General features: G+C 52.2%; 19 protein-coding genes. 7 read left to right on the top strand and 12 right to left on the bottom strand.

Annotated features, from left to right (window positions below; genetic code table 11):
• Window positions 1–174 precede the first annotated feature (174 nt).
• The gene (locus P398_RS0101585; RefSeq protein WP_029333855.1) at window positions 175–921 is read left to right on the top strand and encodes a FixH family protein; all 747 of its coding nucleotides are present in this window, start codon (window positions 175–177) and stop codon (window positions 919–921) included.
• Window positions 922–954: 33 nt separating this feature from the next.
• On the opposite strand, the gene P398_RS0101580 is transcribed toward P398_RS0101585, so the two are convergent.
• Window positions 955–2,580, bottom strand: a complete 1,626-nt coding sequence (locus P398_RS0101580; protein ID WP_024370935.1) for an ABC-F family ATP-binding cassette domain-containing protein — start codon at window positions 2,578–2,580, stop codon at window positions 955–957.
• Between the two features lie 131 nt (window positions 2,581–2,711).
• Here P398_RS0101580 and P398_RS0101575 point away from each other — a divergent pair, with 131 nt between their 5' ends.
• Window positions 2,712–3,323: a stage II sporulation protein M gene (locus P398_RS0101575; protein ID WP_024370934.1), complete on the top strand. Its 612-nt coding sequence runs from the start codon at window positions 2,712–2,714 to the stop codon at window positions 3,321–3,323.
• A 25-nt stretch (window positions 3,324–3,348) separates the two neighbouring features.
• Here P398_RS0101575 and P398_RS0101570 read toward each other — a convergent pair whose 3' ends face one another.
• From P398_RS0101570 to P398_RS0101550, 5 genes are all read right to left on the bottom strand, one after another.
• Window positions 3,349–4,065, bottom strand: coding sequence for a DNA/RNA nuclease SfsA (locus P398_RS0101570; protein WP_029333854.1), 717 nt, complete (start codon window positions 4,063–4,065; stop codon window positions 3,349–3,351).
• Complete coding sequence (locus tag P398_RS0101565; protein WP_029333853.1) at window positions 4,065–4,511, bottom strand: SACOL1771 family peroxiredoxin; 447 nt, start codon at window positions 4,509–4,511, stop codon at window positions 4,065–4,067. The genes P398_RS0101570 and P398_RS0101565 overlap by 1 nt, the downstream gene beginning before the upstream one ends.
• Window positions 4,512–4,567: 56 nt before the next feature.
• Window positions 4,568–5,806 (bottom strand): peptidase T, encoded by a 1,239-nt coding sequence (pepT, locus tag P398_RS0101560; RefSeq protein WP_029333852.1) that lies wholly within the window; start codon window positions 5,804–5,806, stop codon window positions 4,568–4,570.
• 97 nt (window positions 5,807–5,903) lie between these two features.
• Window positions 5,904–6,578, bottom strand: coding sequence for an LrgB family protein (locus tag P398_RS0101555; protein ID WP_029333851.1), 675 nt, complete (start codon window positions 6,576–6,578; stop codon window positions 5,904–5,906).
• Complete coding sequence (locus tag P398_RS0101550; protein WP_024370928.1) at window positions 6,575–6,931, bottom strand: CidA/LrgA family protein; 357 nt, start codon at window positions 6,929–6,931, stop codon at window positions 6,575–6,577. The genes P398_RS0101555 and P398_RS0101550 overlap by 4 nt, the downstream gene beginning before the upstream one ends.
• Before the next feature lie 151 nt (window positions 6,932–7,082).
• Here P398_RS0101550 and P398_RS0101545 point away from each other — a divergent pair, with 151 nt between their 5' ends.
• Window positions 7,083–7,820, top strand: a complete 738-nt coding sequence (locus P398_RS0101545; RefSeq protein ID WP_029333850.1) for a YwqG family protein — start codon at window positions 7,083–7,085, stop codon at window positions 7,818–7,820.
• A gap of 44 nt (window positions 7,821–7,864) precedes the next feature.
• Here the strand turns inward: P398_RS0101545 and P398_RS0101540 are convergent, their stop codons facing one another.
• Together P398_RS0101540 and P398_RS0101535 are read right to left on the bottom strand one after the other, a co-directional pair.
• A complete protein-coding gene (locus P398_RS0101540) occupies window positions 7,865–11,014 on the bottom strand; it encodes an efflux RND transporter permease subunit (protein WP_024370926.1) in 3,150 nt (1,049 codons plus the stop codon).
• Between the two features lie 27 nt (window positions 11,015–11,041).
• Window positions 11,042–11,608 carry a TetR/AcrR family transcriptional regulator gene (locus P398_RS0101535; RefSeq protein WP_024370925.1) on the bottom strand — a complete coding sequence of 189 codons (567 nt, stop codon included), beginning with the start codon at window positions 11,606–11,608 and terminating at the stop codon, window positions 11,042–11,044.
• 227 nt (window positions 11,609–11,835) lie between these two features.
• On the opposite strand from P398_RS0101535, the gene P398_RS0101530 reads away from it, so the two are divergent.
• The 3 genes from P398_RS0101530 to P398_RS0101520 all read left to right on the top strand — a co-directional run bounded on the left by P398_RS0101530 (window position 11,836) and on the right by P398_RS0101520 (window position 15,385).
• Window positions 11,836–12,906, top strand: coding sequence for a Fe(3+) ABC transporter substrate-binding protein (locus P398_RS0101530; protein ID WP_024370924.1), 1,071 nt, complete (start codon window positions 11,836–11,838; stop codon window positions 12,904–12,906).
• 134 nt (window positions 12,907–13,040) lie between these two features.
• Window positions 13,041–14,678, top strand: coding sequence for an ABC transporter permease (locus P398_RS0101525; RefSeq protein WP_034798780.1), 1,638 nt, complete (start codon window positions 13,041–13,043; stop codon window positions 14,676–14,678).
• Window positions 14,678–15,385, top strand: a complete 708-nt coding sequence (locus P398_RS0101520; protein ID WP_024370922.1) for an ABC transporter ATP-binding protein — start codon at window positions 14,678–14,680, stop codon at window positions 15,383–15,385. The genes P398_RS0101525 and P398_RS0101520 overlap by 1 nt, the downstream gene beginning before the upstream one ends.
• Window positions 15,386–15,436: 51 nt before the next feature.
• On the opposite strand, the gene P398_RS0101515 is transcribed toward P398_RS0101520, so the two are convergent.
• From P398_RS0101515 to P398_RS0101500, 4 genes are all read right to left on the bottom strand, one after another.
• Window positions 15,437–15,883, bottom strand: coding sequence for a hypothetical protein (locus P398_RS0101515; protein WP_029333848.1), 447 nt, complete (start codon window positions 15,881–15,883; stop codon window positions 15,437–15,439).
• A gap of 330 nt (window positions 15,884–16,213) precedes the next feature.
• On the bottom strand, window positions 16,214–17,116 hold the full coding sequence (locus tag P398_RS0101510) for a class F sortase (RefSeq protein ID WP_029333847.1): 903 nt from the start codon (window positions 17,114–17,116) through the stop codon (window positions 16,214–16,216).
• Window positions 17,117–17,134: 18 nt separating this feature from the next.
• Entirely contained in the window at window positions 17,135–18,475 is a 1,341-nt protein-coding gene (locus tag P398_RS0101505) for a globin family protein (protein ID WP_029333846.1), read from the bottom strand.
• Between the two features lie 82 nt (window positions 18,476–18,557).
• Entirely contained in the window at window positions 18,558–19,337 is a 780-nt protein-coding gene (locus P398_RS0101500) for a helix-turn-helix domain-containing protein (RefSeq protein WP_029333845.1), read from the bottom strand.
• Window positions 19,338–19,459: 122 nt separating this feature from the next.
• Here P398_RS0101500 and P398_RS0101495 point away from each other — a divergent pair, with 122 nt between their 5' ends.
• Complete coding sequence (locus tag P398_RS0101495) at window positions 19,460–21,109, top strand: glycoside hydrolase family 13 protein (protein ID WP_029333844.1); 1,650 nt, start codon at window positions 19,460–19,462, stop codon at window positions 21,107–21,109.
• Window positions 21,110–21,127 lie beyond the last annotated feature (18 nt).

Raw genomic sequence — 21,127 nt, 5'->3', positions numbered from 1 at the left:
CAAAAAACCTAAAATTAGACAAAGGAATTTTTGGCGAACGTCTCTCAAATTATGTGTGCAATTTATGAGCGAGGGGCGTGGTAAATATCACACAATCCTCACACATTTCCTGAAAAAGGATGGTATCATGAACAAAGTGTGAAACATGTAAGCGGTTAAATAGGGGGATGTATGATGAAACGAACAATGATGAATTTGGGAATGGCGACAAGTCTCGCTAGCGTACTGGTGCTTGGGGCTTGTGGATCCGAACAAACAGACAATGCGGCTCAAACCGTCCAATCGATGGAACCCGTCGAAGCCGAATTGAACGTGCCGGCGACAGCTGACAAAGGGGAAACCGTCACGCTCTCGGTACGTGTCACGCAAGAAGACAAACCGGTCGACGATGCCGACGAAATCAAGTTCGAAGTATGGAAGAACGGGGCAAAAGAAGATAGCGAGATGATGAAGGCGTCACTGACTGAAGACGGGGTATATGAAGTCGACACGACGTTCGCCGATGAAGCGGTTTATACGGTGCAAGTCCATGTGACGGCTCGATCGATGCACACGATGCCGACGACGAACGTCACGGTCGGTCATCCGGAAACGGCGGCTGAGGCGGAGGAAACGAGCGACCATCATCACCACGCCGGTGCTGACATTGTGCTTGAACCGAAACAAGCGACGGTGAACGAACCGCAACCGTTCAAGGTGAACGTGGAAATCGACCACGAGACGCTCACTGGGGCTGACGTCCAACTTGAAGTGTTCAAAGACGGAGCTGAAAAACATGAGTGGGTGAAACTTGAAGAGACGGACGGTGTGTACACAGGGGAGCACACGTTTACCGAGGCGGGACCATATAACGTTCAAGTTCATGTGACGAAAGGGCACGACATCCATGAACACGTCATGGAGACGGTCGAAGTCCAATGAAAAAATCGATCGGCCGCGGCCGATCGATTTTTCTTATGCGTTCTGATAGAGTGATTCGACTTGTTGTTGAAGTGATTCGTTCTCGAGGAACTCATCGTACGTCGCTTCTTTGTCGACGATACCGTTCGGCGTCACTTCGATGATGCGCGTGGCGATCGTCGAGATGAGCTGATGGTCATGCGAGCTGAAGAGGAGCACGCCTTTGAACGTCTCGAGACCGTTGTTGAGTGCCGTGATCGACTCGAGGTCCAAGTGGTTCGTCGGATCGTCGAGGACGAGGACGTTCGAGTTCGAGAGCATCATCTTCGAGAGCATGCAACGGACTTTCTCTCCCCCTGAGAGGACAGATGCTTTCTTCATGACTTCTTCGCCTGAGAAGAGCATGCGTCCGAGGAAGCCACGGAGGAACGTATCCGACTCGTCTGCTGGCGAGAACTGGCGTAACCAGTCCAAAATGCTCTTGTCCGAGCCTTCGAAGTATTCCGAGTTGTCTTTCGGGAAGTACGACTGTGTCGTCGTCACGCCCCATTTGACCGTACCCGTATCCGGTTCCATTTCGCCCATGATGATCTTGAAGAGCGTCGTGATGGCGACGTCTGAACGGCCGACGAATGCGACTTTGTCCGTCTTGTTCAGTGAGAACGTGACGTTGTCGAGCACTTTCACGCCATCAATCGTCTTCGAGACGTTGTCGACGTAAAGGACGTCGTTCCCGATTTCACGTTCCATCGAGAATCCGACAAACGGGTAACGGCGTGATGACGGACGGATGTCGTCGAGTGTGATCTTATCGAGCAACTTCTTACGCGATGTCGCTTGACGCGCCTTCGAGGCGTTCGAGCTGAAACGGGCGATGAAGTTTTGGAGTTCTTTGATTTTCTCTTCTTTTTTCTTGTTCTGGTCGTTGGCCATACGTGAAGCGAGTTGGCTCGACTCGTACCAGAAGTCGTAGTTCCCGACGTACAATTGGATTTTCCCGAAGTCGAGGTCGGCCATGTGCGTACAAACTTTGTTCAAGAAGTGACGGTCGTGGGATACGACGATGACGGTGTTCTCGAAGTTGATTAAGAACTCTTCGAGCCATTGGATCGCCTTGAGGTCAAGTCCGTTCGTCGGCTCATCAAGAAGCAGGATGTCCGGCTTGCCGAATAGCGCCTGTGCGAGGAGGACTTTAACTTTCTCGCCGCCTGTGAGCTCGCTCATGAGTTTATGGTGCGAAGCGTCCGTGATGCCGAGTCCTTGAAGGACCATTGCGGCTTCCGATTCAGCTTCCCAACCGTTCATCTCGGCGAATTCGCCTTCGAGTTCCGCGGCACGCATGCCGTCCTCGTCAGAGAAGTCTTCTTTCATATAAATAGCGTCTTTTTCTTTCATGACTTGATACAAGCGTTCGTGACCCATGATGACGGTCTCGAGAACAGCTTGGTCTTCATACGCGTAATGGTCCTGTTTGAGGACGGCGAGGCGTTCGCCTGGTGAGAAGCTGACGTCACCTGTCGTCGTATCTTGCTCGCCGGCAAGAATTTTTAAGAATGTTGATTTTCCGGCACCGTTCGCGCCGATCAATCCGTAACAGTTGCCTGGTGTGAACTTGATGTTCACGTCTTCGAACAACTTGCGTCCACCGAATTGGAGACTTACGTTATTTACTGTAATCATGTATAGGATCCCTCGTTTTTCTGATTAGTTTACGACGTGTATTGTATCATGTTTTTTGAAAACGCGCAGTGATGGGTAAATATGAAACAAAAGTTGACAAGCTTCGTAGAAGGAAATTAGGGGGGAAGACTATGAAAACATCATTATCGCTTCGTGAAGCGTGGAGCAACTATTATCGAAAAGACTTCTTTCGACTGCTCGTCATTTTCATCGTGACGAGCATTGCGTCTTATTTCATCTTTCGTTCATTCGTCACGAGTGAGCAAATCGAAGAAATCTTGACTCAGATTGGCGATATGTTCGAGTCGCGTGGACTGACGTTCGATACGAGTGCGTTTGATACGATGATCGCCCTCTTCGTGAACAACACGCGCGTCGCACTACTCGCCTTTTTACTTGGGATGATCCCATTGTTCATCCCGTATGTGTTCATCGTCGTCAACGCGGCCATCATCGGCCTCGTCGCCATGATCGTCGACTTTGCCGGCGAATCGGTCATGAAAGTGATCGCGCTCGGCATCTTGCCGCACGGCATCACGGAGATTTCGGCCATCCTGCTCGGTGCGGCGATGGGGTTGTCGCTCAACCGACATATTTGGCACAGGATGCGGGGGAAAGAGACGGACGTCACGTTAAAAGCGCTCTTTTTCGTCGGATTGAAGATGTTTCTTTTCATCGTCGTCCCGCTACTCGCCATCTCGGCTGTCATCGAGGCGTACGTCACGCCGCTCTTATTACAGTAAAACAGCCATCGTGTGATGGCTGTTTTTATTGTGACGCCGTCGTCTCGAAACAGCGGAGCAGCGTGATGCCATCAGGAGAGACGCGACCGTTCACCTGCCACACTTCAAGCCCATTCCTAATCGCCTCACGTATCAACTGGCGAATCAAGGCATCGTGTCTCCGGTTCGGATTTCCCGTGAAGACGGGCGCGTCGTACAAGAAGACATAGAGCAAGACGGCCCGACCGGCTTCCGGTAACGTTGCGATCAGCGCCTCGAGATGACGAATCAACCGTTCGGTCTCGACCGGTCTCGTCACCGCACGTCGTTCAAAGCGGGGGAGCGGTGTCACGAATAGTTCGGTGAGCGGCATCTTTACCTCCATATAGAGACCGTCAACTTTGAAATCGAGTCGCGACCGTGCGACGAGGGGTTCTCGTTCGATGCGTTCCGGAGATGAAAAGACCGGTAAGGCGTTGAGGCTCAACAAGTGAGCGACCCAGTCGTTGACGCGACCTTGATGAATGCCGATCCATTGCGTATCGTCGATCGAGATGGCCTCGACCGTGAAGCGGGTCGTGCGGTTCGTCCCGTCTGCCGGTGAGACGAGGCAAGGTACCCCATGAAAGACGAGGTCGCCGATGCGTCCTGTGACCGGACAGTGACAGGCGACGACCTCATCATCAAGCAACACGTCCATGACGAACCGATTGCGTCGCTTGACGATTGTCCCTTCGCGTAACGGTTGTTCGAATTGGGACATCAGCCGACGCGCGTGATCGTCGTGTCGAGCTCGAACGCGACGTTGCCGGCCAAGGCGCGTGAAATCATGCAACCGTCTTTCGCTTTCTTGGCGATGCGTTCGACGAGCGAGATGTCGCGGTCTGTCGCGGTCTGTGGCATCAGGACGCGCGTCGCGTACCGAATCGTCTCATACGTGAACACGCCGTTCGTCACGTCGACGATGCCTTCGGCGTCAATCGTGATCCCTTGATGCGTCAAGTCGCTCCGACCGAGCATGGCCGCGAGGGTGATGATATAACACGTCGCCGCCGCCCCGAGGAGCATCTCATCCGGATTCGTCCCGATGCCAGGTCCGTCCATTTCTGGGGGGATGGAAATCTTTGTCTTTAATCGTTCCGCCTCGATCGTACCGACGTCGTTGCGTCCGCCGGTCCAGTCGAGGTTCATGTGAAAGGTGTGCTTCATAAAAAAATCGCCTCCAATATCTCTAGTGTAGAAGAGAATGAGTGGAGGCGCATAAATTATGCTCGAGCCCGTTCGGCGAACGTGCGAAGCGTCTGGATGATGACGTGTGTCGCTTTTTCCATGTTGTTGACGGAGATATATTCGAACTTTCCATGATAGTTCTCGCCGCCGGTAAAGATGTTCGGCGTCGGAAGGCCCATGTAAGACAGTTGCGAACCGTCCGTTCCCCCGCGAATCGGTTCGATTTTCGGTTCGATGCCAAGGTCACGCATGACGTCCGCGACCGTGTCGACGATGTGTTTCACCGGGACGATCTTTTCGGCCATGTTGTAATATTGATCGTCCATCTTCAAGTCGATGCGCGCTTCACCGTATTTCTGCTTCCATTCCGCGACGAGCTTCTCAAGCAACACTTTGCGTGCCTCGAATTTCGCTTTGTCGTGGTCGCGGATGATGTACTGGAGCGTCGTCGTCTCGACATCGCCCGAGAAACCGTTCAAGTGGAAGAAGCCTTCATACTCGCTCGTGTGCTCCGGTGCTTCGTCGGCCGGGAGGCGGTTATGGAATGCCATCGCCAGCTTCATCGAGTTGACCATCTTGTTCTTCGCGCTGCCTGGGTGGACGTTCGTTCCGTGGAACGTCACGGTCGCACCGGCTGCGTTGAAACTCTCGTACTGCAGTTCGCCGAGTGGACCGCCGTCCATCGTGTAGGCGAAGTCCGCATTGAAGCGCTCGACGTCGAATTTGTGTGGTCCGCGTCCGATTTCTTCGTCAGGTGTGAAGGCGATCCGGACCGGTCCGTGTTCGATCTCCGGATGGGCGAGCAAGTACTCGACCGCGGTGACGATCTCGGCGATGCCCGCTTTGTCATCGGCCCCGAGGAGCGTCGTTCCGTCCGTCGTCATGAGTGTGTGACCGACGTATCCGTCAAGCTCAGGGAAGTCTTTCGGTGACATGATGACACCGAGTGCCTCGTTCAAGACGATATCGCCGCCCTCGTAATGTTCGACGAGTTGCGGATTGACGTTCGTCCCGGTGAAATCGGTCGCCGTGTCAACGTGAGCGAGGAGCCCGATCGTCGGCACATCAAAGTCAACGTTGCTTGGAAGTGTCGCGAACAAGTAGCCATACGCATCCGTCTCGACGTCTTCGAGACCGAGCGCTTTCAACTCGGCTTCGAGATGACGAATCAAATCCCATTGTTTTGCCGTCGACGGCGTCGTCTCACTCGTGAAGTCAGATTGCGTGTCAATCTTGGCGTACGTCATTAACCGTTCAATCAATTTTGATTGCATAAAAAATACCTCCCCAAATCGTTTCTCATCCGTTTTAGTGTAGCACGGGAACCGTTTGGAGAAGTATCAAAATTGTTTGAAAACTGGACGGGTGTCATTAAATGAGGAATGGTAGCAAATAAGGAAGCAAAAACGACGTGAAAATGGCTGAGAGTCCCATCGCAGCCCCACCTGTTGCACCCGATAGCGGATGTTCCGTCGCGGCTTGGGCCGTACCGATGCCGTGACTGATTGTCCCGAGCGCGAGACCGCGCGTGAACGGATCACTCACGTTAAAGAGTGTTAAAATCATGGGTCCGATCATGGCACCGAGTATGCCGCAGGCGACCGTGATCGAAGCGGCAAGCGACGCATCTCCTTGAAGCTGTCTCGCGAGTTCGAGGGCGATTGGAGCCGTGACCGATTTGACCGAGAGTCCGATGAGTACTTTGTCTGTCAATGTAAGTGTTGTGCCAACTATGACGGCGACAAGTATGGTCGAGACGGTACCGGCAAGTATCGCGCCAAGGGCGCGTTTCGCCCGCGCGAGCAGTGTCGGCAAGTTGCGATAAAGCGGCAAGCCTAACGCGACCGTCGCCGGACCGAGCAGGATGGTGATGATGTCTTTCGCCGGTTCATATACGTCATACGATTGACCAGATAAAAGAAGCGTCACAATCAAAAACGTGGTGCTCAAGAAGACGACGTTCGTGAACGGGGACGCCCATTTAAAAGACAACTTCCGACTGATGAGATAGACGGCAATCGTGACGAGTACCCAAAAGATCGTCATGATGCTTCACCCCGTCTACCTGAGATGACTGCGGTCACGACAAGCCCGACAAGCAAACTAATAAGTAAGGAGACAAAGAGCGGGATGCCCTCTGCTTTTAACAGGTCGCTATAGGACATGAGACCGACCGCAATCGGAATAAAGAAAAAAGCGAGGTGTTTCGTCAAAAACCCGGCACTATCCTCAATCCACTCGACACGGATCACTTTCGTCATGAGCAAGGTCAACAGTAACACCATCCCTATGACGTTGCCTGGAACGTTCCAGGCGAGCGTCGCGACAATCCAATTGCCGAGCGCGCTTAACCCGAATAAGAGCGAAAGGCCGATTATCCATTTGATTAAAAGTTGCATGAGTGACATCCTTTCGCGTATAAGTTCAAAACGTATGCATTTTCTCAAGTTTTCACATCGTGGTCAAGATAAAGGCTAGTCAAAAAAAGATAATGGGTACATACGTTCGGTGTGTTACACTACTTTCATCATATACAAATGAGGTGCGAAAATGGAACTACAATCGGTAAAGCGGTTGATCGAATCACGTGAACTTGAGCATGGAGAAGAGATTGTGGCGGCGTTCAAGAAACGCGTCAATGTGAAGCTCGTCCCGCGCGCAACGCGGGAGGAAGTAGCGATCGGGTACTCCAAATTTGGCGGGTATCCTGATTTGGTAAGTGCAGCCGACCATCCAGGGGAGAATTTGACGTTTTTGGCTCAGTTCCGGTTGAGCGATTTCGCTAGATGCGAATCGGTCGAGGCGCTACCTAAGGAAGGTCTGTTATCATTCTTTTACGATTTGGATGAACAGCCGTGGGGGGATGCGGACGAACGGCATTTGTGGCGTGTCGTCTACACGAATGAAACGACACTCGAGCGCGTTCGGATCGGCGAGGCGCTCAACGAACGTGATGTTGCGTTCGAGGAAAGCTATGCCCCGATTGTCGATTCGTTGCTCGAACTCATGACGGAGGACGATTTCACGGCGATGGAAGAACTGTTCGATGAAGGCGAAGTACATGCGATCGGCGGACATCCGGATGCGGTCCAAAACGATGTGTTCGAAGAGATTGAAGACACGCATGGCGAACGCTTCTCCAATCCGTTCCTACTCTTTCAAATGGACTCGACGGAAGAGCTCGACGTCATGTTCGGGGATGCCGGCATCCTTTACTTCCTCATCCCGACCGAAGCGCTCCGAGCCAAACGTTTCGAAGAAGCGGAAATCATCATGCAATGTTATTGAACGCCAAAAGAGAGTCGACCGCAGATGGTCAACTCTCTTTTTGATTACGCTTGTTTCTGTTTACGGAACCGTGCGAAGAACTCATACACGATCGGAACGATGAGGAGCGTCAATAGCGTCGAACTTGTGAGTCCGCCGATGACGGTCACACCGAGTCCTTTCGAGATGAGGGCGCCGCCTTCAAGGCCGAGGGCGAGCGGTGACAAGGCACCGATCGTCGCGAGCGCCGTCATGAGGATCGGACGGAGTCGCGTACCGGCCGCTTCAAGTAGCGCCTCGCGTGTCGATAATCCTGCTGCTTCTTTATGGATGACGCGGTCGATCAAGACGATCGCGTTCGTGACGACGATCCCGATCAACATGAGCGCCCCGATGAGTGCCGAGACGGAAATCGTCTCACCCGTGATGAGAAGGGCGACGAGTCCCCCGATAATCGCATAAGGAAGCGAGAACAAGACGACGAACGGGGTGATGGCGCCGCCGAACGTAATGACGAGCACCAAGTAGACGATGGCAACGGCCGCTAGCATGGCGAGACCGAGTTGCGTAAACGACTCTTGAATCTGTTCTGTCACGCCGCCGATATCGTAGGACACACCGCTAGGCAGGTCGATCGCTGCCACGCGTTCTTCAATCGCGGCCGACGCTTCGGTCGCTTTGTCCGTGCTGAGCTCGACGTTGACACGGGCGAGGAGCTTGCCGTCGCGCTGTACGAGCGTGTCCGGTGTCGTCCCTTCCTCGACTTCAATGAAGTCCGAGATTGGACGTGGGCCGAACGGGGTCGTGATTTCTTGCGCTTGCAAGTCTTCGATGCTGTCATATGTGACTTGTTCGGTCGGGATGATGACATCGAGTTGTTTGTCATCGACCGTCACACTGGCGAGCGGGCTTTCCTGTGCCTGGAACTGGCCGATCGTTTGAGCGATTTGGAACGCCGAGACACCGGCTTCAGCTGCCGCTTGTTGGTCGACGTTGAACGTGTATTGCACGTACGACTCACGCAAGTCAGACGTGGCTTGACGGACGTAATCGGTCTCTTGTTCGATCGTCTCGACGAACGTCGGAACAATCGCCTCGAGATCCTCAAGCGAGTTGGCATAGACGTTGTACGTCACGCCGCTCGTTGCACCTCCACCCGTGAAATCTTGCTCTTTCCACTCACCGGCAGGGGCGAGTTCGTTCAAACGTTCGATATCTGAAAGTTTGACGTCGGCGAAATCTTTCGTGGCCGGGTCGTATTGAACGATGAAGATTCCTTGCTTGTTGTTGCCCGGATTGAGCGGGTTTTCGCCGCCGACCGTGAACTGGACGTCGGTCGCGTTCGGCTGTTCGTCCATGAAATACGTTTCCGCGACTTCAGCCGCTGCGATCGAATCGTCGAGCGTCTGGCCTGGTTCTGGGTCGAACGTGACGAACAACGTCTTCTCAGAGTCTTGGTTCAAGAAGTTGACACCGATGGCCGGGACGAGCGCGAAGCTACCGACCAAGAGGAGCGTCGCGAGCCCGAAGACGACGAGCTTATGGTTGAGTGACCAGTCGAGGACACCACGGTACCATTCGGCGAGTTTGCCTGGACCTTCTTCTGGTTTCAACTTGTCGCGGTTCTTGAAGAACGAGTCGGCCATCATCGGCACGACCGTAATAGCGACAAGGAGCGAGGCGAGCAAGGCGAAGACGACGGTCAATGCGAACGGCAAGAACAACTCGCCGACAAAGCCGGTCACAAAGCCGAGCGGTAAGAAGACGGCGATTGTCACGATCGTCGAAGAAGCGATTGGAATGAACACTTCTTTCGTCGAGGCAATGATGAGTTCTTTGCCGCGCAGCGGTTCGTTCGGACGCGTGAGACGGCGATAGATGTTTTCGATGACGACGATAGAGTCATCGACGACACGACCGATGGCGACCGTCATCGCACCGAGCGTCATGATGTTGAGCGTAATGTCGAGTTGCTTCAAGACGATGAGCGCCATTAAGAGCGAAAGCGGGATCGAGATGACGGCGATGATCGTCGAGCGGACGTTACGAAGGAACACGAGAATGATCAAGATGGCGAATAACCCGCCGAGTAGCGCTTTCGATACCATCGTTTCGACCGATTCTTCAATCGGTTGTCCTTGGTCAAGCGTGATGGAGACGTTGGCCGTCTCATAGTCCGCTTCAAAATCATCAAGGATGTCTTTGACCGCGTTGACGACGTCGACCGTGTTCGCATCTTGCGTCTTCGTCACTTGAATGCCGATTGACCGTTCCCCGTTCGAACGTGAAATCGACTCTTCGATACCACGGTCTTCGATGGTCGCGAGTTCGCTCAAGGCGACCGTCGGGACGGACGTCGGCACGTTGGCCGGGATATCACTCGGAATGTCTGTCGGCAGGTCGGTTGGCAGTTGCGGTGTCTCTCCGGTCGGGAGTTCACTCGGCACACCTGGCGCCTGTGGCGATTCGGCTGGTGAGTATGGGATTTGCAGGTCGCGGAACGCTTCAAGCGTCTCAGACTTGCCGTCGATGACGACCGCTTGCTCCGAGTCCCCGAGTTCATATAGGCCGAGGGCGATGCGGGCATCGTTCGCTTGAATCAACTGCTTGACCGTCTCTTCCGTCAAATTGTATTCGGCGAGGGCGGCGGCGTCGAACTCAAGTTCGACGCGACGGATCTCTTGTCCGGCGATTTGGACGAGCTGGGCCCCTTCCACTCCTTCGAGGGCGGGTTGCAACTCTTCCTCGACGAGCTTCGTCAATTCAGCCAAGTCGAGGCTCTCATCTGAGACCGCTGCCCCGATGACCGGGAACGCGTCAAAGCTGAGGCGCGACACTTGCGGGTCTTGGACGGCTTCTGGCAAGTCGACGTTACTGAGTGCGTCTTTCACTTGCTGCTCGGCCGATTCCATGTCGGTGCTGAAATCATAGTCGATTTGAATGTTCGACGCGTTTTGGAATGAGCTCGAGCGGACTTGTTCGACTCCGTTCAAGCTTTTCAGCCGGTCTTCGAGCACGGTGCTCACTTCGTCGAGCACTTGCTCAGGTGATGCTCCTGGGTAAATCGTTGTCACCGAAACGGTCGGTGTCGTGATGTCAGGAAGTGTTTCAAGTTTCATCGTGAGACCGGCGAAGATTCCGGCGGCCGTCAAGATGATCGTCATCAACCAGACTGCGAACTTGTTGTTGACGGAAAAGGACGTGATTTTTTGCATGGGGTTCCATTCTCCTCTGCGTGCGAATTAGTTTTCCGTATCGATACGGCGGGCTCGCTCGATTAACCGAGCGATGATTTGTTGCTTCAATTCTGTCGGAGGGACGCCGACGTGGAAATGTTCGGACATCATCATCCCTTCGAGCGCATAACGGATAATCATCGTCTCAACGGGATCGCTCGTCTGTTGAAACTGCGCGAAGAACGTGTCGATTTCGTGCTTCCATCGCTCGGCATAGTCTTGATCGACAGCGAACAATGTTAAAAAAGCGATCATCTTCTCGGCATCGATATGGAGTGAAGAACGTTCTGGGTACAACTTCGTCTCGTCGAACAGTCGCACGAACGCCTCGATCGGACCGTAGCCCTCTAGTTGAAGCGATTCGTACATGTCGTTTTGTTCTGTTTGCAACCGCTCGACGATGGCGGTCAATAACGCCTCTTTTGATGGATAGTGGTAGAGCAATCCACCTTTTGACACGCCAGCCGTCTTAGCGACTTCATCTAACGTGAGTTGATGGACTCCGTGCTCCATAATGATGTCGCTTGCCGCATCTAACAATTTTTGTTTCGTCACATTCGATCGGTTCGTCATCGTACCCCTCTTTTCTATACCGACCAGACGGTTTTTTCTTTCTCATCATAAATGTCAAATCATTTTGAAGTCAAGAAATGATGCACTCAAAACTGTTAAGTTATAAATTTATAACTACTGTAAACGATTTCAAAAAAAGGTTGACGTGAGAATGATTATCAGTGATGATAGTAATTGAGAGTAATTATCATTACCAATAAACAGACTAAAACGTGGGGGACTTACACATGAACAAAAAGTATATGGCACTAGGACTTTCGGCAGCACTTACGACATCTTTGCTTGCCGCTTGCGCGAGCACAGAAGAGACAACGTCAACAGGAGACAATGAGACGGCGGAAGAGTCAAAAGTCGTCAACGTCTACTCAAGCCGTCATTACGACGTCGACAAAGAGCTTTACAAGCAGTTCGAAGAAGAGACGGGTGTGAAAGTCAACGTTGTCGAAGGGAAGGGCGACGAGCTACTCGAGCGTCTCAATACAGAAGGGTCGAACACAGAAGCAGATCTTTTCATCACGGCGGACGCCGGAAACTTGCACCAAGCGAAAGAATCAGGTCATCTTCAAGCGGTCGATAGCGACGTGCTTGAGTCGAACATCCCAGAAAAATACCGTGATACGGACAATGAGTGGTTCGGTCTCACAAAGCGTGCTCGTGTCATCGTCTATGCGAAAGACCGTGTGAATCCTGAAGACTTGTCGACGTATGAAGCACTCACAGAAGAACAGTGGAACGGGAAAGTGCTCGTTCGTCCATCTGAAAACATGTACAACATCTCGCTTCTCGCATCGTTCATCGAAGTGAACGGTGTCGACAAGGCGAAAGAATGGGCAGAAGGCCTCGTGAACAACTTCGCGCGTGACCCGCAAGGAAACGACCGTGACCAAGCGAAAGCGGTAGTAGCCGGAGAAGGTGACGTTGCCATCATGAACACGTACTACATGGGTCTCATGTTGAACTCAGAAGACGCGGAAGAAAAGAAAGTCGCGGAACAAGTCGGTGTGTTCTTCCCGAACCAAGACACGACTGGTACGCACGTCAACATCTCTGGGATCGCGATGACGAAAGCGTCGAAAAACTCAGAGAATGCGAAGAAACTCATGGAGTTCATGTCTAACCCGTCAGCCCAAGAGCAGTTCGCAAGTGCAAACTTCGAATACCCGGTCAATGAATCAGTCGAACCGAACGAGCTCCTCAAATCATGGGGTGAGTTCAAAGAGCAAGACATCAACTTGTCTGTGCTCGGTGAGAATCAGCAAGAAGCTATCCGTGTGTTGAACGAATCTGGTTGGAAATAAGACGACTTCGGCTTGAACAAACGTTCAGGCCGAAGATTTTTCGGTTTCTCGGCAGTCTGACGGTACAACGTGAGGGCGGAAACTGATATGATGGGACAGGAAGTGATCGAAAGAAAGAATGGGAGCTGTACGGCATGAACTGGTATGCGATGAAACGACAACTGAATGGATGGGCCATCCTTAGCTTTATCGCGTTGTTGTTCATCGTCTTGCCCGGGATCATCGTTTTGATTGAATTGTTCGCACCGGTGAACGACAACTGGCAACATATCCGTGAGTATTTGTTGCCGCGTTACGTGAGGAACACGCTCGTGATCATGCTCGCGACCGGTGTCTTGACGACGATTATCGGGACAAGCCTTGCTTGGTTTATCACCGTGTATGATTTCCCGTTCCGTCGATTTTTCAAATGGGCGCTCATCTTACCGCTCGCCATCCCGCCGTATATCGGGGCGTATACGTATCATGGGATCTTGAATTACACAGGCGTCATCCAGACGACGCTCCGGAACGATTTTGGGATTTCCGTGAATCAGTCGTATTTCAACATCATGACGATTCAAGGAACGATCTTCATCTTCACGCTCTTTTTATATCCGTACATTTATACGATCACAAGGGCCTTTCTCCACAACCAGTCTTCCTCGATGATCGAGAACGCCCGCATCCTTGGGCGCGGGTCATGGGACATCTTCTTTACGGTCGTCATCCCGATTTCTCGCGTCGCCATCATCGGCGGCGTCAGCCTCGTCTTGATGGAAGTGTTAAACGACTATGGGGTCGTGAAGTATTTCGGGATTCAGACGTTCAGTACGGCTATCTTCAGCACATGGTTCGGGATGAAGGACACGTCTTCTGCGCTTAAACTCGCCGGGACGCTCATGATTCTCGTCATCGCGATTTTGACGATGGAACGGCTCGTCCGGGGGAGAAAGCAGTTCAGCTATGCGACGACGAAAGTGAAGCCGCTGAAGCCGAGACCGCTGAACGGATGGCATCGTTACGCGGTCCTCGGTTACGTGTCGACGGTGTTCGGGATTGCCTTCGTCATCCCGTTCGTCCAGCTCATCGCCTGGACGGTATTGACGTTCGAGCAAGTGTTCACAGCGGAATTCTTCCGACTCGTCTGGAACACGGTGAGCGTCGCCTTCATCGCCACGGTGATCATCCTCGTGTTCGCCCTCATCATCGCCAACTATACGCGATTGTTCCCGTCGAACATGACGCGTGTCATCTCGAAAGTGACGACGCTCGGCTATTCGATTCCGGGAGCGGCCATCGCCATCGCTGTCATCACATTGTTCTTACTATTAGATGAATGGGTGTTGAAAGTGGCGCTCGCGTTAGATTTAGGGCAGACGTTCGTATTCCGGACGACGCTCATCATGCTCATCTTCGCCTACGTCATTCGTTTCCTCGCCATCGGGTACAACTCGATCGAGAGCGGGTTCGAGAAAGTCGGAAAGTCGTTCACAGAGGCGTCGCGTATGCTCGGGTGGGGGACCGTGCAGACGTTCTTCCGGGTTGATATCCCGATGATCAAAGGGGCGATCATGAGTGCGTTCATCCTCGTCTTTATCGACATCATGAAAGAGTTGCCGCTGACGCTGTTTTTACAACCGTTCAACTTCTCAACGCTTGCGACGCAAGCGTTCAAATATGTCAGTGACGAGAAGATTCATGAGGCCGCGCTCGCCTCGATCGTCATCGTGCTCATGAGCGGATTGTTGATCTTTGTTTTCCATAAGGTGCTTGATAAGGAGGCCGACTAATGTTTGTTCAAATCAACGACTTACACTTCAGCTATAAAGGTGCGAACGAAGAGACGATCAAAGGGTTCTCGCTCTCGATCACAAAAGGTGAGATTGTCTCGCTTCTTGGTGACAGCGGCTCGGGGAAAAGTACGATTTTACGCCTCATCGCCGGTCTCGAGATGCCGAATCAAGGCGTCGTCGTCGTCAACGATTGCGTCTGTTGTGACGACTGCCAATTCATGCCGCCGGAACAACGCGGTGTTGGCATGGTGTTCCAAGACTATGCACTCTTCCCGCACATGACCGTTGAGAAGAACATCCGTTTTGGCCTTCATAAACTTGGACGGAAAGAACGGAACGAACGGGTCGAGGAGATGCTTGCGCTCGTGAACTTGTCGGAGTTCCGTCACCGGTTCCCGTACGAATTGAGCGGCGGTCAACAGCAACGTGTCGCGCTCGCGCGTGCGCTCGCACCGAAGCCGTCCCTCCTCATCTTAGATGAGCCGTTCAGTAACTTGGACACGTCACTCCAGCACCGGATCCGCGACGACTTGCGCCGTCTCTTGAAACAGACGGGTACGACGACGATCTTCGTCACCCACGACGAAGAGGACGCGGAAGCGCTCGCTGACCGCATCGTCTACCTCGGAGAAGGCAAAATCAAGAAGCAAATCATGACGGAGAACAACAAGACGTTCAACCCGCAGATTCCATGTTTCGTATAAGTACGGCGCACTCATTCATCAAAAATGGGTGCGTCTTTTTTGTGAAACTCATTACTCAAAGAAACGATTGTCTAAAGCAGACAGATGCTCTTGCCAATCCGACCAATGGGATTGAAGTGATGTGATCAATCCAGTCCCACCGAAGCTAATTGTACTTTCATGGGATGCATAAATAATCCAGTTCATTTTTTGGTCAAACCAATAACGTTCTAAATACCGACCGTCATAACAAGGATCTAATGAAGCGGTGTCGATTTGCCATAGCGTACGGTCCTCATGCAGTTCAAATATTTGTTCCGTCCCTTGGTCCCGTATCCATTGCTGGATTTCTTCGATTTTTTGATCGACATCTTCAATGTAATCGCTATCGAATGCAATCACATCGAATCGATGAGAGGTGGAGAGAGGGTACCAATAATATGTGTCGTCCACACCCCAAATGGTGCGAATTCTTCTCGTTAACTGATTTGCAAAAGGTTTTGAAAGTTGAATCCTCATGATTTGAAACTCCTTATCTTAACTCGATGTATTTTTTGCTACATTCACTATATATGGAAAATAGACAAAAGGCCCTTAGATTTTGTAGATGGCACTGAAATACTTCAACATCCGAGTGCTTCCGTCCGGCACGCCGCTATACATGCCCGACTTGCCGAATATGCTGCTGCAAACTAGTCGCGGTCAACCTGAAGCGAATCATCACCCTTCGAGATAAGACCAAAGGAAAAGGGGACTGTCCCGACGTGAGTCGGTTCAGTCCCCTTTTCAGTTCACGCTCAGATAACGCGAAGGTCTTTCAGTGCCCTAAAAGATGCGTGTTTTCGAGTGTTATTTCGTTTGTTCGGAAGGACTCGATTCATTGCCGAGCCGGTCGATTGCCGTGACGTAATAGGTGGCCCCTTCGTCCGGCACTTCAATACTTTTTCGGGCATGGGACGGAACGCTCTCAAGATGCACGTTCTCCCCGTCAATGACTTGGTAAATCCGATATCCAATCACAGTGTCATTACGGACGGCATGCCACGTGAGGAACGTACCGCGAAGTTCGACGTTCGTCGGGACATCGAGCGCGATGTCATCAGCGAGAGGCACTTCCGCATCGACGAGTTCGGTATAGACGACGAATCGCTCGTCATAACCGGCACTGCCGAACGTTCCGGAACACGTGATCAAGTTTAAGTTCCGTTTATCCGTTGCGCCGAAGATTTCTTTAATGGGCGCACTTGCTGTCTCATACCGCTCGGTCTTCGTCACCTCGAACCGGAGCGTGTTCCCAGCCTCGTCAACGATGACGATTTCATCACCTTCAACGAGTTTGTCGAGCTCGTAGAAGACGGCGGGCCCCGTCTTACTGTCGACATGTCCGGCGATGACGGCATTGCCTTTACTGCCGGGCTTGACACCGGGCTCGAACCAGCCGACTTGATCCTCATCAGCTGGCACGCCCATCTGTCCGTTTTCGAGCACGCCGACTTGTTCGATGGCGGTGTCGACGTTGATTTTTGGGATTTGGATGGTGACGGGTGTTACGGCCTTGGCGCTTTCTTCTTCCACTGCGAGCCGAAGTTTCTTCACCTCTTCCTGTAGAAGTGAGAATTCAGCCGATAAATCTGGACTCTCCTCTATTTGTTTTTCTTCTACAGGTGGTGACGACGATTCTTGGGCGCTCGTCCACGTCCAGAAGCCAAAACAAAAGAGAGAGAGCGCCAGAAACAAATGGCGCTTGTTCATGGGCTCCCTCCTTATTTCTTATTGTTCAGAGACTTTACGGTTGCGAAGTGTGACAAAGGCGAGTAAGATTCCGCCAAGTACAGCAAGGCCAGCGTAGAGTGTGTTCATCGATTGTTTTTGTGCACCACCGAGACCTGTTTCAGGCATTTCTTCAGGCATCGTTGTTTCAGCAAACTTGTCAGGCATTTGCGTCACGATCGCGTTACCGAGTGTCTCACCAACACCGAACATGAACGCGTATCCTTCACGGAATGACATCCAAGCCGCTTCTGCATCACCGGCTACATATTGATCGAACGTTTGAAGCACGAGTGCTTCGTGTTGTTTGATTGCTTCTTCACCGGCAGCTTGTGGCAAGTTGCCTTCTGTCGCCGCGTCGAGGAATGTGCTGAAGTCGACAGCGAACTGGTCGAGCTTCATGCGGGCTTCTTCGATTTTCGCTTCGTCGCCTTCGAGTGTAGCGGCAACGATGTCACCTTGGGCTGTGATGTGGTTGCCGTTCCATACTTTCTCGAACTGGGCCGCACCTTCATCACCGTAGACTGAACCGATGGCTGCTTTGAAATCGAGTGTGTTCTGATCTTCAGCCCAGCTCACGTAGTCGAAGTCTTCTGCTTGGTCGTACCCTTTTTGCATGCCGATTGCGGCGAGGGCGAAGTGTTCACCAGCAAGGCTGTTCAATGTCGAACGAAGCTCGACGGCCGGTGTGTCGGCTGGTGAATCGAACTTGTCAGGCATTTGTGTAACGATTGCACCTGAGAGGGCTTTACTGATGTCGAACATGAGCTTGTATCCTTCACGATACGTCATATATGCTGACTCATAGTCACCTGCGACATAGTTGTCGAATACTGAGAGAACTTGGTCTTCGTGAAGTTCAAGGACGTCAGCTGCAGCGTCTTTTGGAAGGTTTCCTTCTGTCGCTGCGTCGAGGAACGTTGAGAATTCTTCAACGAATTCATCTACTTCTGCTTCTGCTTCAGCGCGGAGTGCTTGATCCTCTGACTTGGCTGCTTCGACGAAGTCTGCCGAGTAGTCGTTATGGCCGGCGAAGATTTCTTCGAATTGCGCCGCGCCTTCGTCACCGTAGATTGATGCGATAGCCGGTGTCACATCGAGTGCGTTCTGGTCGAGCGCTTTCATCGCGACTTCAGCGTCAGGTGCTCCGTCGTAAGCTTTCATCATCGATGTGACCGCTAAGACGTAATGCTCAGACAGCAACTGGTCGAGGGTCGCACGAAGGTCACCAGCCGGTGTACTCGCTGTCGGTGCGTGATCTGCCGCCTGGGCGTTGATTGGGACGAGTAAGCCTAACGCTAACGCTGGTGCTACAATCTTGTTCATTGTTTTCTTCTTCATGTGAATCGCTCCTTTTTTTGTGAGTGTTGTCGTTGTTTACACCCATCTAACGGAGCGGTTCAAAAAATGGATCACTCTTTTTTTATTTTTTTTCGTTTTTTTGTTGAAGTGTGCGATACACCCCTGGTGCGACGCCATATTTCCGTTTGAAGATGCGATGGAAATATGGGTATGTTCGAAAACCGGATAGCTCGGCGATTCGTTCGAGCGAGTGTTGTGTATACCGCATTTGCTCTTCGGCGAGCTGTAACCGGATCGACTGGGCGTACTCGATAATCGTCATGCCAGTCACTTCTTTAAAGAGGTGCACGGTCCGCGACACGCTCAAGTCGACCGCGTCGGCGACATCGACGATTTTAAAGTCTGCTGTGACGTTTCTTTCTATATAACGCATCATGCGAGACACGACAGGGGGACGGATATTGGTCCGGCCGTCCACCATCGATCGGTCGAGCATGAGTAAAAGCGCCTCGACCAACTTTTCGATCAACGCGGTGCTCTGTTCATCCACTGGTCGTCGCGCTTCTTCAGTGATATGTTGCCAAAGCGAGAGAAGGCGGGGGTCGATCGAGATCGACGTGACCCTGGAGCGAGTTCCCGTCGCCCACCATGCATCGAGCGTCGGGCCAGCACAAAACAAATGATAGTCGCCACTCGCGGGAGTATCGATGTTCAACTCATAGTAATCCCCTGGTGTGACGAGCAATAAATCACCAGGACGTGTGACGTACGTCTCCCCATTGACAAGAACGCGGGCCGCTCCTTCTGTCTGCAAGCGGATCAAGTACGTGCCCAATCGGTTAGCGAACGGAAAAGTATATGTGGAGGTATGGTATGAATAGCCACAAAAGCCGATTTCCATTGAATCACTCCTTTATAATAGCAAGATTGTGCATATATTGATCATATCATGAATAGGCATGAACGTCGGGACGGGTTACGATGATGACGTCAGATTGAACCGATGATGAGGAGGAGACAACTATGAAACAATGGTGGAAAGAAGCAGTCGTGTATCAAATTTATCCCCGCAGCTTTAACGATTCGAACGGGGACGGGATTGGGGACATCCCAGGGATCACGGAGAAGATGTCGTATTTGGCTGAACTCGGGATTGACGTCATCTGGCTATCGCCAGTGTATGATTCACCGAACGACGACAACGGTTACGACATTCGCGACTATCGTGCCATCATGGATGAGTTCGGAACGATGGACGACTTTGACGCGATGCTTGAAGAGGCACACCGTCACGGCATTAAAATCATGATGGACCTCGTTGTCAATCACTCGTCAGACGAGCACCACTGGTTCATGGAATCTCGTTCTTCAAAAGATAGCCCGTTCCGAGACTACTACATTTGGAAAAAGGGCAAGGATGGTCAACCGCCGACAAACTGGGGCGCTTTCTTTGGTGGCAGTGCGTGGGCATACGATGAGGCGAGCGATGAATACTACTTGCATCTGTTCAGTAAGAAACAGCCTGACTTGAACTGGGAGTCGGAGACGTTGCGCCGGGAAGTATACGATTTGATGACGTATTGGCTCGATAAAGGCGTCGACGGTTTCCGGATGGACGTCATCAACATGATTTCAAAAGATCAGAGCTATCCGGACGGGGAGACGCGCGGCACCGGGTACGGAGACGGGACACCATTCTTCTTCAATGGCCCCCGCATCCACGAGTTCATGCAAGAGATGAACCGGGAAGTGTTATCGAAGTACGACACGATCACGGTCGGCGAGATGCCGGGCGTCAGCGTCGAGGAAGCGAAGCTTTATACGGGAGAAGACCGGAACGAGTTGAACATGGTGTTCCATTTCGAACACGTCGACGTCGGCAACGGCAGTTTCGGGAAGTGGAACCCGACCGACTGGAACTTGACGGACTTGAAGACGATCTTCTCCCGTTGGCAAGAAGGGCTTGACGAAGAAGGGTGGAACAGCCTTTATTGGAGTAACCATGACCAACCGCGGGCGATTTCACGTTTCGGTAACGATTCAGACGAGTACCGTGTCGTCTCCGGCAAGATGCTCGCGACACTTTTGCACATGTTGAAAGGGACGCCTTATATTTATCAAGGGGAAGAGTTCGGGATGACAAACGTCGCGTTCGACTCGATCGAGAAGTATCGTGACATCGAGACGCTCAATGCGTATCGCGATTACACATCGAACGGCTTGTTGACGCACGAGGAAATCTTCCGTGGCATCCACGCCCGTGGACGTGATAATTCGCGGACACCGGTCCAATGGTCGGCTGAGGCGCAAGGCGGGTTCACGACGGGTACGCCATGGATCGACGTTAACCCGAACTACATTGAGGTGAACGCGGAAGCGGCACGAAACGATCCAGACTCGCTCTTCCATTACTATCGTCAGCTGATCACGTTGCGGAAACAAAATCCGGTCGTCGTCTACGGGAAGTATGAGTTATTGCTTCCGGAAGACGAAGCCATCTATGCGTTCACGCGCACGCTCGACGGGGAAACGTGGCTCGTCCTATGTAACTTCTCAGCCGAGACGCAAACAAGAACGCTTCCGTATGAAGTGAATGAACGTGTCATCGGCAACATGGAGCCGATTGAACCGTTCACGCTTCGCCCATACGAGGCACAAGTGTACAAACTATGACAAAAAAAAAACTCGCCC

The organism is Exiguobacterium aurantiacum DSM 6208, from assembly GCF_000702585.1.
GTDB lineage: Bacteria > Bacillota > Bacilli > Exiguobacteriales > Exiguobacteriaceae > Exiguobacterium > Exiguobacterium aurantiacum.
This window is presented reverse-complemented; position numbering and strand designations above follow the sequence as displayed.

Bases quoted from the DNA above. Each gene is read 5' to 3' on its own strand.
- P398_RS0101585 (WP_029333855.1), top strand. From the start codon at position 175: ATGAAACGAACAATGATGAATTTGGGAATGGCGACAAGTCTCGCTAGC.
- P398_RS0101580 (WP_024370935.1), bottom strand. From the start codon at position 2,580: ATGATTACAGTAAATAACGTAAGTCTCCAATTCGGTGGACGCAAGTTG.
- P398_RS0101575 (WP_024370934.1), top strand. From the start codon at position 2,712: ATGAAAACATCATTATCGCTTCGTGAAGCGTGGAGCAACTATTATCGA.
- P398_RS0101570 (WP_029333854.1), bottom strand. From the start codon at position 4,065: ATGTCCCAATTCGAACAACCGTTACGCGAAGGGACAATCGTCAAGCGA.
- P398_RS0101565 (WP_029333853.1), bottom strand. From the start codon at position 4,511: ATGAAGCACACCTTTCACATGAACCTCGACTGGACCGGCGGACGCAAC.
- pepT (WP_029333852.1), bottom strand. From the start codon at position 5,806: ATGCAATCAAAATTGATTGAACGGTTAATGACGTACGCCAAGATTGAC.
- P398_RS0101555 (WP_029333851.1), bottom strand. From the start codon at position 6,578: ATGACGATCTTTTGGGTACTCGTCACGATTGCCGTCTATCTCATCAGT.
- P398_RS0101550 (WP_024370928.1), bottom strand. From the start codon at position 6,931: ATGCAACTTTTAATCAAATGGATAATCGGCCTTTCGCTCTTATTCGGG.
- P398_RS0101545 (WP_029333850.1), top strand. From the start codon at position 7,083: ATGGAACTACAATCGGTAAAGCGGTTGATCGAATCACGTGAACTTGAG.
- P398_RS0101540 (WP_024370926.1), bottom strand. From the start codon at position 11,014: ATGCAAAAAATCACGTCCTTTTCCGTCAACAACAAGTTCGCAGTCTGG.
- P398_RS0101535 (WP_024370925.1), bottom strand. From the start codon at position 11,608: ATGACGAACCGATCGAATGTGACGAAACAAAAATTGTTAGATGCGGCA.
- P398_RS0101530 (WP_024370924.1), top strand. From the start codon at position 11,836: ATGAACAAAAAGTATATGGCACTAGGACTTTCGGCAGCACTTACGACA.
- P398_RS0101525 (WP_034798780.1), top strand. From the start codon at position 13,041: ATGAACTGGTATGCGATGAAACGACAACTGAATGGATGGGCCATCCTT.
- P398_RS0101520 (WP_024370922.1), top strand. From the start codon at position 14,678: ATGTTTGTTCAAATCAACGACTTACACTTCAGCTATAAAGGTGCGAAC.
- P398_RS0101515 (WP_029333848.1), bottom strand. From the start codon at position 15,883: ATGAGGATTCAACTTTCAAAACCTTTTGCAAATCAGTTAACGAGAAGA.
- P398_RS0101510 (WP_029333847.1), bottom strand. From the start codon at position 17,116: ATGAACAAGCGCCATTTGTTTCTGGCGCTCTCTCTCTTTTGTTTTGGC.
- P398_RS0101505 (WP_029333846.1), bottom strand. From the start codon at position 18,475: ATGAAGAAGAAAACAATGAACAAGATTGTAGCACCAGCGTTAGCGTTA.
- P398_RS0101500 (WP_029333845.1), bottom strand. From the start codon at position 19,337: ATGGAAATCGGCTTTTGTGGCTATTCATACCATACCTCCACATATACT.
- P398_RS0101495 (WP_029333844.1), top strand. From the start codon at position 19,460: ATGAAACAATGGTGGAAAGAAGCAGTCGTGTATCAAATTTATCCCCGC.